General features: G+C 29.7%; 12 protein-coding genes. All 12 read right to left on the reverse strand.

Features of this window, described 5'->3' with window-relative positions; all coding sequences use genetic code 11:
* The 12 genes from asnB to HA152_RS07280 all read right to left on the reverse strand — a co-directional run bounded on the left by asnB (nucleotide 1) and on the right by HA152_RS07280 (nucleotide 12,265).
* Nucleotides 1-1,998 carry an asparagine synthase (glutamine-hydrolyzing) gene (asnB, locus tag HA152_RS07225; protein WP_209135034.1) on the reverse strand — a complete coding sequence of 666 codons (1,998 nt, stop codon included), beginning with the start codon at nucleotides 1,996-1,998 and terminating at the stop codon, nucleotides 1-3.
* A 2-nt stretch (nucleotides 1,999-2,000) separates the two neighbouring features.
* Complete coding sequence (locus HA152_RS07230) at nucleotides 2,001-2,963, reverse strand: class I SAM-dependent methyltransferase (RefSeq protein WP_209135036.1); 963 nt, start codon at nucleotides 2,961-2,963, stop codon at nucleotides 2,001-2,003.
* Between the two features lie 124 nt (nucleotides 2,964-3,087).
* Entirely contained in the window at nucleotides 3,088-4,068 is a 981-nt protein-coding gene (locus HA152_RS07235; protein ID WP_209135051.1) for a fructosamine kinase family protein, read from the reverse strand.
* Nucleotides 4,065-4,673, reverse strand: coding sequence for a hypothetical protein (locus HA152_RS07240; protein WP_209135053.1), 609 nt, complete (start codon nucleotides 4,671-4,673; stop codon nucleotides 4,065-4,067). Before HA152_RS07240 ends, HA152_RS07235 begins: the two co-directional genes overlap by 4 nt.
* Nucleotides 4,666-5,592 carry a transketolase family protein gene (locus HA152_RS07245; RefSeq protein ID WP_209135055.1) on the reverse strand — a complete coding sequence of 309 codons (927 nt, stop codon included), beginning with the start codon at nucleotides 5,590-5,592 and terminating at the stop codon, nucleotides 4,666-4,668. The genes HA152_RS07240 and HA152_RS07245 overlap by 8 nt, the downstream gene beginning before the upstream one ends.
* A 14-nt stretch (nucleotides 5,593-5,606) precedes the next feature.
* Nucleotides 5,607-6,452, reverse strand: a complete 846-nt coding sequence (locus HA152_RS07250; protein WP_209135058.1) for a transketolase — start codon at nucleotides 6,450-6,452, stop codon at nucleotides 5,607-5,609.
* A gap of 4 nt (nucleotides 6,453-6,456) precedes the next feature.
* Complete coding sequence (locus HA152_RS07255) at nucleotides 6,457-7,398, reverse strand: NAD-dependent epimerase/dehydratase family protein (RefSeq protein ID WP_209135060.1); 942 nt, start codon at nucleotides 7,396-7,398, stop codon at nucleotides 6,457-6,459.
* Nucleotides 7,395-8,408 carry a GDP-mannose 4,6-dehydratase gene (locus HA152_RS07260; protein WP_209135062.1) on the reverse strand — a complete coding sequence of 338 codons (1,014 nt, stop codon included), beginning with the start codon at nucleotides 8,406-8,408 and terminating at the stop codon, nucleotides 7,395-7,397. Before HA152_RS07260 ends, HA152_RS07255 begins: the two co-directional genes overlap by 4 nt.
* A 15-nt stretch (nucleotides 8,409-8,423) precedes the next feature.
* A complete protein-coding gene (locus tag HA152_RS07265) occupies nucleotides 8,424-9,932 on the reverse strand; it encodes a PfkB family carbohydrate kinase (RefSeq protein WP_209135064.1) in 1,509 nt (502 codons plus the stop codon).
* The gene (locus HA152_RS07270; protein WP_209135066.1) at nucleotides 9,929-10,981 is read right to left on the reverse strand and encodes a zinc-binding dehydrogenase; all 1,053 of its coding nucleotides are present in this window, start codon (nucleotides 10,979-10,981) and stop codon (nucleotides 9,929-9,931) included. The genes HA152_RS07265 and HA152_RS07270 overlap by 4 nt, the downstream gene beginning before the upstream one ends.
* 5 nt (nucleotides 10,982-10,986) lie before the next feature.
* Nucleotides 10,987-11,658 carry a class I SAM-dependent methyltransferase gene (locus tag HA152_RS07275; RefSeq protein WP_209135068.1) on the reverse strand — a complete coding sequence of 224 codons (672 nt, stop codon included), beginning with the start codon at nucleotides 11,656-11,658 and terminating at the stop codon, nucleotides 10,987-10,989.
* 4 nt (nucleotides 11,659-11,662) lie between these two features.
* Nucleotides 11,663-12,265, reverse strand: coding sequence for an SIS domain-containing protein (locus tag HA152_RS07280; RefSeq protein WP_209135070.1), 603 nt, complete (start codon nucleotides 12,263-12,265; stop codon nucleotides 11,663-11,665).
* Between the last annotated feature and the right edge of the window lie 5 nt (nucleotides 12,266-12,270).

The raw sequence follows: 12,270 nt of genomic DNA on the forward strand, positions 1-12,270 counted from the left end.
CTAATTAAGTAAATTTTTTGAAGATCTATAATTATTCAACCAAGATTGCCACATTAATATTGGCCAAAGTTTACCACTATTTTGAAAATTACAAGATAAATGATCATCCCAAATTTTCTTAATAGGTTCATATTTTAAAAAATTTGTATTCTCAATATTATCCTTAGAAAGTAATTCATTAGCCCAATCCTTAAGAGGTCCTCTTAACCATGAATCAATAGGTACGCCAAATCCAGTTTTAGGCCTTTCTATAAGTTCTCTTGGTATATATTTAAACAAAATCTCTCTTAATATAACTTTATTTGAATTGTTAAATCTATTAGATTTAATTTTTAAATTTTTATCTAATCTCCAGGCCAACTCAATAACTTTATGATCCAAAAAAGGAGCCCTTGTTTCCAAACTTGTCGACATTGCTGCTCTATCTAACTTGGTCAAAATATCATTAGGTAAATAGTCTAAAGAATCATAATACATCATTCTTGAAACTAGATCATTAGATATACATTCAGGCAAATCTAATTTTATATAATTAGGTATTTCTAATAAATCTTCGTTAGTTAAATCCTTATTAAATAAAAACGTTAAATCTTTCCATTGAGAAATTAAAGAAAAATAAAATTCGTCTTCATTTTTTATATATTTCAATCGCTCAGAAAATTTTCCAACTTTTGTCCCAAATTGATTAATTCCTACAATATCTGAAAATTTATTTAAAACTTGATAAGGTATTCTTAATCCAATAGAACCAATTTTATTTCTTATCTGGAAAGGAATAAAATCTATTTTTTTCCATATATTTTCTGCCATAATATATCTATTATAACCTCCAAAAAGTTCATCTCCTCCATCTCCACTTAGTGCAACTTTTAAACCACTATTTCTTGCTTCTCTGCATATAAGATGGGTAGGAATTTGGGATGAATCTGCGAAAGGTTCTGAATAAATCTGATTCAATTTTGGAATTATTTCTTGTGTATCTTTAGAAGTTAAATAAAATTCAGAATGATCTGTTCCCAAATGTTTTGCAATTTTTTTTGAAAAAGGGGCTTCATTAAATTGTTTATCCTCAAAGCCTATCGTAAAAGTTTTTATTTTCGTATTAGATTCACTTTGCAATAAAGCAGTAATAAGAGAAGAATCAATACCTCCCGAAAGAAATGTACCAAGAGGGACATCTGCAATACTTTGCTTTTTTATTGCATCTTTTAAGATATATTCGGTTGCTGATATTGCGCATTCTTTATCTATAATTGGATCATTAAGAGATTTTTCTATACTAGATTTTAAATTCCACCAAGGTTTGCTTTCAGGTAAATTTTTAGATTTTGGATTTTTTAAAGTAAATATATGACCAGGTAGTAATTGATGAATTCCTTTAAAAATTGTAGAAGGAGCAGAAATTGCTTGATAATTTAAAAGTTGAAATAATGCGTTCGGATTAATATTATTATCAAATAATCTCCAACTTGTAATAGCTGACAATTCTGATCCGAATAAAAAAGTATGTGATCCATCATCTCCACTCAAACCATAATAGAGTGGCTTTTCACCCATCCTATCTCTTGCTAATTTTAAGCATTTTTCATTTCTATCCCAAAGCGCCAATGCAAACATTCCAGTACATTTTAAAAGTGCTTTTTCAATTCCAAAATATGAAATCAACTCCAATAATATTTCCGTATCGGAATGCCCCCTCCACTTAATTAAATTATTGATCTTTTCAAGTTCTTTTCTTAAATCAAAATTATTATAAATCTCACCGTTAAATGAAATAACATATCTTTCGTTATGACTAATCATTGGTTGAATACCTGCTGTGGATAAATCTAAAATTGATAACCTTTTATGTGTTAAATAAAAATTTACGTTTTGATCACTCCAAAAACCCTCATTATCAGGGCCTCTATGATTTAGACAAGAGGCCATTTTTTTAATATCTTCTTCCAACTGAATATTTTCACAACCATTTGACCATAATCCTGCAATTCCGCACATATTTATTTCTTTACTGCTCTAATTACTGTAGTAGCGCCTCCATTGTAATTGACAACCCCTCCAAAAGTAATCTCACATCCTCCTTTTTTAAACATTTTTACCACATTTTCTAACTTTTGAGGATTATCAAACTCAGGAGAGAAGGCATCAAAAGTATCCATTATTGCCCATCTTTTTCTTTCAAGTTTATTTAAGTTATTTGGAAATCCTCTTATATCAGTAATAGGTATAAATCTAATTAAAAAATCAATCTTGAGAAATAAAAATAAATCAAATAGAAATAAGGAAATATTTATAGTTTTAGAAATCAAAAAAAGCAATATTTTTTTAGGGATTCTTTTTGTTATTGGACGCAATAAATATTTTGAATGAATTCTAGTAATAAATCCTTTACTTGGATAAAAGTCAACAACTACTTCACCATCTTTTTTTAATTTTTTTACTAAAGATAGTACAGATTTTTCAAATGAAGGAGTATGTTGCAAGACTCCAAAACAAAAAATCTTATCAAAAGTTTCATCTTTAAAGGGCATTTCATAAATAGAAGCTTGAACCAAATTAAGTCTTGAACGATTACTATAGTTATTTCTCATATTAGCCTCTACGGCAGAAGAGTAATCAAGACTGTAGAGACTTTCTTCTGTAGATTTTAAAAATACTTCTGTAAATCTACCTGCCCCACAACCAACTTCAAGGATATTTTTTCCTTTTAGTTGATCTTTATCCCAATTAGTTGCAGCCCAAAATCTTCTATTAGACAACTCAGAATTAGAAAAACTATCTAGTTGAGTTCTATCAAATTTATTCCATTGAAATCCAAAACTGTTTGTATAGTTATCAGGTGAACAAAATCTTGGAATATTATTTTTTATAAAAAAAACATTTCCTGACTTTGTAGAATATTTTTTACCATCAAATAATAAATCGTCACCAGTATATGGGCAAACATATTTAACGCTATTCATAGGTTAAAATTTGATAAATTTAAATTCCAATTAATTAACTTATAATACACATCCCAAAGTAGTTATAAAAAAATTTTAATCAATTTATAATAAAATCATTTAAATTTTTTTATTTTTAATTTTACTAAATATTCCATATTTCACCAACCAAATTATAGTAATTCTTTATCTTAGTAAATAAATTATTTATATCCTTAATTTCTAAATTATCCTCATACAAAATTTTATTTAAAATAATTGTAATCCACTTTACCCTATATAAATCTATATAAAAATGAAGTACTTCATTTGAAATTTCCATAGAAAAGCCATCTGCAAGAGAATGTATTATAAAAAAAGCTTCCTTTATGTTTAGTGTTTGTTCAGGTTGTATAACTAGATCAACAAACAATTTGTAAGGATCATCCCAACCCGAATATTCAAAATCATAAAAAAAGAGTTCATTTTTTATACAGATAATATTATGAAACCCTACATCAGAAGGAGAAATTATCTTATTATTTATTGATGAAAATTTTGAGTATATGGTATTTTGAAAATATTTTTTTTTTAAAATTTGTAAACGATTTATTATCTTTTTTTTCAACCATTCATCTATATATTTAATTTCCTTTTTACTTAAAATAGTTAATGCTTTATTTACTCTATCTTCAATAAGATCCAAATGGCTTCCAATATCAAAACAAGCTTCAGAAGCATTATTTATATTTTTTGCAAAATTAGAAATTTTTAGATTTTGAAGATCTAAAATAAATTTAATGTAAATTTTCCATTGATACTCATTTGCTTTAATAATTTTATTCCCTTCTATCCACTCAAATAAACTCCAATTTTCTAATTCATTAAAGTACAAAATATTAGGAACATTTGAAATATTTTCATTTTTTAACAACTCTATAAAATTAATTTCATTATTTAATCTATTTCTTTTAAAATCATAATCCTTATAAAACTTGAGAAAATAAAGGTTTTTTTTGTCCTGTAATTTCCAACAAGTGCTATTTGCTCCTCCAAGTATTCGTTGATAATTTTGAATATGTAAATTATTTTTTTTTAAAGTATTTAAAGCTTTATTTAGATTTTCTTCTCTTGAATTTTTTTTCATAAAAAACTACAAATATAATTACCAATCAAATCCCAGTTTTGAGTTTTTAAATCAAAATTATATTTTTTATCATCATGTGATTTATTGTATAGTATTTTTTTTATATTTGGCTTAATCATATTTAAAATTTCGGGTAAATCATCTATGAAGAAATCACATTTTAAGTCATGAATTTTTTTGATTTTTTCCTCTTTAGAAACATTGAAAAATATCATTTCTTCTGAAATCTTTGCTCCTTTAGAAGATAAAAATAAGTAATGTCTCAACCATTTTTTTGCAGCTTTATGTAGGTCATACTTTTCTCCAATGTAAGGATATTTTGTTTTGTGACTTATGATAAAAACTTTCATGCCGAGATCATTAAATTTCCTTATATTTTGGATAGCATTTTTAGAAGGGGTTGCGCTTAATATATTTAGCCCATATACCTCTCCTTGCAATTTAGTAAATAGTGATTCCTTTCCTTTATTTACAAGAAATTCCCTTACAGCAATCTTTGACTTCTCAATATTTGAATCAATCAATCCTTCCCTTAATGCAATTTCATAAAATAGTTCATCGTAATGGACTAATGTATTGTCAAAATCAATCCCAATATTAAACATATTTTCTAATAATTTCAAAGATTGCAGCACTATCTAATTTCAATTCTTTTCTTAAATAATTTTGCTTACCAAGTTTATTAATAAATCTATTAGGCGTACATAAGTTGATAACATCAAAATTTCTTTTTTTTACATTTTGAATTAGCCAATTATTTATTTTAGAACCTACTCCACCATTAAAACCATGTTCTTCTAAAGTGATCCAGCATTTAAAATTTTTTTCTACCATTTCAGATAAAAAACTTTCATCAAGAGGTTCTATACTACCAAGACTAACTACCTTAACATTTTTATCAAAAACACTCTTTATATTATTTGATGCTTCTAATGCTTCTCCAAGAATTGGTCCAATACCCATAATTAAAATATCGCAACCATCTTTAATAAGATTAATCTTTCCAATTGAAGTTTTAATTGTATTCTGAATTAAATTTGGTTCACCTTTTTTTCCAATTCTTATATATGTAGGACCATCAAAAGATAGAGATTCTTTTAGTTGCGCAGATAATTCTAATGAGTCGCAAGGGGCTAAAATTCTCAAGCCTGGCAGAGTACTTAAAATACCAATATCTTCAAGAGAATGATGCGTTGGGCCTAGTTCTGCATAAGATAATCCTGAACCTGTTCCGACAATTATTACATTTGCATTATGGTATGCAATTCCAATCTTTATTTGCTCAAAACACCTCGAAGTTAAAAATGGAGTGATTGTATATACAACTGGCCTTAATCCTGAAAGTGCCATACCCGAAGCAATACTCATCATGCTAGCTTCAGCTATTCCACAATTTACAAACCTTTCAGGAGCGATTATTTTAAAATCGTCAAACATTCTATTTCCAATATCCCCAGACAATAGAACAACATCACTTCTCTCTTTAGCAAATATAGTCATTTCTCTTGCAAAAGTATTTCTCATGAATTAGTACTAAATTATTTTTTTCTATCAGTTGATAACTCAGCTAAGGCACTTTCTAATTCATGATTGTTAGGAGTTCTATAGTGCCAATTATTATCATCTTCCATAAAAGAAACACCTTTACCCTTTATTGTATTAGCTATTATAATGCTTGGTTTGCTGACAGTTTTGTGAGCATTTAGAAATGCCTCGTGAATCTCATCAAAATTATGTCCATTAATTTCTTGACAATGCCAACCGAATGATTGCCATTTATCAACAAATGGTTCTATGTTCATTATATCTTTAGTCCTTCCCGTTGCTTGCCATTTATTGTAATCAATAATCCCAATAAAATTATCTAGTTTTAATTTAGGAGCTAATAATGCGCCTTCCCATATTGAACCTTCATTACATTCACCATCACTTAGTAAAGCATAAATATTAAAATCTTTTTTTTGAATTTTAGCAGAAATTGCCATCCCTATACCCATAGGGAAGCCATGGCCTAGCGAACCTGTGGCGGCCTCAATACCTTTAATAATTCCTGGTTTAGGGGGATGCTCATGTAAAAAGCTTCCATTTTCTCCAAATTCTTTAAGTTCACTTAATGAGAAGAAACCTTTTTCTGCTAAAACCTGAAACAAAACAGGCGCTGCATGCCCCTTACTTAGTAAAAAACGATCTCTATCAATATCTTCAAATTTTTCAGGATTTATTGATAGCTCTAAAAAATATAAATAAACTAAAATATCAACACAAGAAAGACATGATCCTAGATGAGGAATTTTTGCCTCGAAAGAAGTTATAACAGTTCTTTTCCTAATTAATAAAGAGATATCAGTAAGTTTTTTAAAAGTATTTTTTTCTAATCTTGTCATCATATTAATTTATATTTAAGCTTTTCATCCACTTAACCGTATAACAGCTATCCGTCTCAATTAATTCTCTTTTTTTATATTTTTGAATTATTTCATCAATAGCAGTAGAAACATCATATTGAGGAATAAATCCTGTTTTAAGCAGTTTAGTCGAATCTTGTCTATAAGATCTTGGATCATTAGAATCTGAGATAACTATCTCACAATCAACTTTTTCTTGTACCTTTTTCGCTATATCTAAAATACTTATATTCTCAAATCCTGCATTATAACAACCACTTTCAATAGATTTATCATTTAAAAAGTGCTTATAAACATTTGAAATATCTTTTATATGTATATTTGGTCTTGTTTGATTACCTCCAAAAACATTTATTTTTTTATATTTTAGAGCCTGAAAAGTTAACAAATTTACACTCACATCAAGTCTCATTCTTGGAGAAAAACCACAAACTGTTGCTGGCCTTATGCACTTGATATCAATCTTGTCTTTGTAAGATAGAAAAATTCTTTCAGCACACATTTTCGTTTTATTGTAAGTAGAAATTGGAACTAAAGTAAGATCCTCCGTAACATTTGTTTCTGACTTTATCCCATAAACGCTACCAGAGCTCGCATAAAGGATCTGACTTACACCCTCTCTCATAGCCTTATCAGCAATTTTATGGCTAGCTAAGACGTTTACTTCCCAACTTAAAGTGGGATTCAAATCAACTGCAGGATCATTAGCAATATTTGCTAAATGGATTATTGAATCAAATCCTTCAAATGAAAGAGTATCTATATTTCTAATGTCAGCTTCAACTTTTTTTAAATTTTTATTGTCTTCTAAATGATCACCAAACCAATTAGTGTCAATGCTAAGTATTTCATGTCCATCATCTAATAATTCAGGGATAAGATATGAACCCTTATATCCGCATCCGCCAGTTACAATAATTTTCATATTTTGTGAACATAATCCCAAGGCAACTTACATAATAAATCATAATTGCAATCAATCCAATTAATAGTTTCTTTTATTCCAGAAATCAAATCTATTTTCTCCTCCCATTTGAAAGCTTCTCTAATAGCATTGCTATTTAACAGATAGCTTTGATCTTTACCTAACCTTTCTTCAGAGATATCTACAATTTTACTAAAATTAACATCACACAATTCGCAAATTTTTTCTACTAAATTTCTAATAGATATTTCTTCTCTGTTAGACAAATGCCATGAGGTTCCTGGGGATGCATTAGTCATTATTTTTAAAGTAGCTTCTACAACATCGTCAATATGAATAAAGCAACGTGTAGAAAGTCCTCCGCCGTGGAGCTTCATTTTTTTCCCTGAAAGAGCACTCAAAATAGTTCTTGGTATTATCCTGTAGAGTTGCTGGCCCGGGCCATATACATTAGCGGCTCTGGTAAATGTAACAGGGAATTTATATGCTTGATAAAAACTTTGCAAGTGCAAATCACATGCAGCCCTACTAACTGCATAAGGGGTACTAGGAGAAAAATTAGTTTTTTCATCAATCCAACCCCTATCTGTACTTCCATACACCTCAGGAGTAGTGACATGTACATATTTTTCTAAATATTCCTTTTTTCTTAGCTCGTCATGAAGGGCAACTTGCGATACTACATTCGTTTTATACCAATGAGTTGGATTCATCCAACTTTCAGCGACCATTCCTTGTGCTGCAAAATTCACTATATATGAAGGTTCAAAAGTATCTATACTCCTAATAATTGAATCTAAATGTTGGTTGAGATCAAATTTCTTAAATATAAATATATTTTCAGAAATTTCATTTTTGTTTTTTATCCATCTATAAGGCAAAAAAATAGGCAACGGTTCCTCTGATCTGCTAATACCCATAACTTCGTATCCGTAATTTAAAGCTTTATCAACAAAATGTGATCCACTGAAGCTATTGCTGCCAATAACAACGAGCTTTTTTTCATGCATAGTAAATTATTTGAATTAAAAAACTTTAAATCCTGAAACAAAATCAATCAAAAGTGATCTGTTTATAGGTTGATTCCCCATGTTTTCAACAGCTATAGAAGCCATACAACAAGCAAGCGCGGCTGAATGCATGAATTTATTTTTTTTGCATAATGCAATTGCCATAATCGCTAATAATGAATCACCCGCGCCAGATACATCCAAAGGATTTACTGATAAAGTTGGGAATGATTGACTTACATGTTGACCTTGGGAAAGCTTATCATAGGCTATGAAACCTTGAGGACCTAACTTCATAATTAGCCTTTCACAGTTGGTATGGGAAATTAGTTTATTGCTAAGAATCTCCAATCCAGAATCTTTATCTTGAAGTGCAATTCTTGCTTCCCTTTCATTTGGGCACAAAAGGGAAAAATTATTGAACTTTGTAATCATTCCAATTTGACTACTACATTGAATATCACCGAAAATTTTTAAATTATGCTTCTTGGATAACTTTAAAATTTTTTTTATTATTTTTGGAGTTATCACGCCGTAAACGAAATCCGAAACAACAATTCCATCTACATTGGGTGCTATTTCTTCAAGTTTTTTAATTATTTGATTTTCTATCACACGATCTAATAAATGATCGTTTAGCCTACTAACTCTAAAAAGTTTTTGATTCTCAACTACATATCGTTTCTTAAATGTCGTAGGTCTTGAATTATCTACTATTAGATGACAATTTATTCCTTGATCAGTAAGTTCTTCTTTTAAAATATCTGCATACTTATCATTACCAACTACTGATAGAAAATTACATTTTGCTCCTAGTGCTTTTATATGAGAAGCAACTATAGATGCTCCCCCAACATAGTTTTTCTTCTGTAATTCTCTTACAACTAGTACAGGGGCTTCAGCACTCATTCCAATAGCTTCGCAACCAGCATATTGATCTAAAATGGCATCTCCAATAACTAGTAATTTCGTATCGTCCCAAGACTTAATAAGATCAAGTAATTCATCTAGTTTTATTTTTTGTCTTTGGCAAGATTGAATAAATTTATTTCTATTTTCTTGTAATAAATCATTTTTTGATTTTTCCAACAATGATGTACTTGCATATTGAACATCTCCAGCATAAAATTTTACTTTTCTCCCTTTCTTCTTCATTAACCTTATCGCCTTATTTATTTCTGGATCAGCACTTTTTTCAAACTCTTTCCCAAAAATCAATAATTTAGGATTAAGAGTTTCTACAGCTTTGCAAAGTGCATTTTCTTCATCATCTAATAAAAGGATTCCATTAATAAGTGCAAAAGCTGCAAGCCCATCTGCCCTCTCCAATTGCGAAAACTGATAAGATTTATTTTCACCTTTTTTTGTATCAGGTAAAAGAGCTATTACAAGATTTTCTCCTTGAGAGGCCGCATGTCTTAAATATCTTATATGCCCAGGATGCACCAAATCAAAATGACCATAAGCTAAGGTACAATCCGAAAAAGTTAATTTATCTCCATTTTTAAAGGTGGGGATTTTCATAAATTTATTATTATTCTCCCAGCAGTATTCCCCTCTTGCATTTCCTTAATAGCGTAATTTATCTCTTCAAGCTTAAATCTCTCTGTTACGAGTCCATTTATATTCCAGATACCATTGTTAAATAATTTTAAATACCTTGGAATATCTTCATTTGGAATTGATTCACCTCCATGAGAACCCTCAATTGATTTACCAAAATGCATAGGTAGAGAATGAATTTTGATATCAGAATTATGCCTTGGAACTCCTACTAATATTAACCTACCTTTTGCAGATAAAACTTCATAACCCATCTCAATAATTTCTTTTAATCCAGTATTATCAATAAAAACATTTAAAGAATTAGGATTCAAAATCTTATTAATTTCTTCTCTGAAGTTAGTTTTTCTTGAATTTATTAAATGTGAAGCTCCAAAATTTTTAGCCAATTTTAATTTTGAATCATATAAATCTACTGCAATTATTGGATATGCTGAAGAGAGTGATAAAGCTTGTATTATATTTAAACCTATTCCACCTGCCCCAAAAACGACTACAGATTCACCCATAAAGATCTTTGCATTATTTTCTACAACTCCAAAACCTGTCGTAATTGCACAACCAAATAAAGAAGATAATTCCATATCAGTCCCAAGAGGTACTACAGTGCATCTGTTCTCACTAACAACTGCGTGTCTATTAAATGTCGTCACCCATCCGGCATTAAGATTCTTTCCTCTCCAAGTATATTTTGGTGTTTCAGATTGCAAGCCTGATCCTTTTCTCCAATGTAGTACTACTTGATCTCCTACAGCCAAAGTTTTTACTCCGGGTCCTATGTCTAAAACTATCCCTGCCCCTTCGTGCCCTAAAAGATGTGGCAAGTAGTTATCTTTGCCTTTTGCACCTGTAATTTCTCCAATCTGAGATCCACATATACCGCTTGTACATACTTTTACTAGGACTTGACCAATTTCTAAAGAATTTGGAAGTTTTATTTTATCAACAACTAATTCTTGATTTTGCTTAACAAGAATAGCAGCATCGGTAAAATCGTTTAATTTTATCATTTGGATTAGTCGAAAAATATAAAAGAATAGTCACCGGTATAACCTGATTGTGAAAAAAGCCATTTCCATGATTCAGTGTTATGAAAAGCTTCACACGTTACTTGCCAATATAATAAATTTGTTTTTTGTTCCTCATTTGTATAACTTTCAACGCATAAATATTTATGTTTCTTACTTACTCTTTCCATCTCTTTTAATGCACAGTTTAAATCCGAGGCATGTAAGCAATGCAAAGTATTTATTGAAATAACCAGATCAAAATGGTCATCAGGATAGGGAAGATATGATGCATTACCTAATGTTAGAGAGTCCTTAATCTCATCCTTAGAATGTTCTAATGCATAATTGGAAATATCAATCCCTTTAACAGATATTCCCGGTAATAATTTTTTTAGATCATATAGTAAATATCCTTTTCCGCAGCCAATATCTAATATTCTTGAGTTGCAGTCTAATTTATAATGATCTATTAATTTGATTGCTACCTTTTCCCATCTACCCTCCATATATTTATAACCTCCATAACAAATTCTTCGATCTCCATCCCAATAATCAAAATCAAATTTTTTAGCTAAAACAGCAGCCTTTGACTTTGGATATTCTGTATCATTTACTCTTCCAAGGTAATCTCTTTTAGTACTTTTATGAAGCACACTCATAAAATCAATTTCTTGCATATTCTTAATTTAAAAGAGGTTTATTTTGAGTTAGCCATTGCATGCACATATGCCCAACAATTAATTGGGTATCTTCTGCTATTTGCATATCATTAACTTTAAAATGAATAGGCAGGTCAGCGATACTTAAACATTGCCCTCCATCATATCCAAGAATTGCGCAACTATAAACACCTAGATCTTTTGCCTCAGCAATAACATTACAAATATTTTTAGAATTTCCACTTCCAGATAATACTATAAGTAGATCATCAGCTTTGGCCTTGTTTAGCAATTGATGTGAATAAATATTTTCATAACCTATATCATTAGCAAGACAAGTTACAACTCCTACATTGGAAGGCAAAGCTTCTACTTTTAGACCTTTTACCACAGGTTTAGGGCCGCAAGCACCCACTCCATAATGAAAGTCATTTGCCATATGCAGTGCATTTGCGGCACTTCCCCCGTTCCCACAAATAAATAAGTTTTTTTCTTCTTTCCAAATCCTCAACAAATGTATAGCTAATTTCTCTATTTGATCAAAGATTTCTTCATTGAACAAATCATTAAGTTTATTAATATAATTTTTTGATTGCTTAGCAAAGATACTTTTTCTTTTATCCATATTGC

Origin of the sequence: Prochlorococcus marinus XMU1412 (assembly GCF_017696315.1) — a bacterium.
Classification (GTDB): Bacteria; Cyanobacteriota; Cyanobacteriia; order PCC-6307; family Cyanobiaceae; genus Prochlorococcus_A; species Prochlorococcus_A marinus_AF.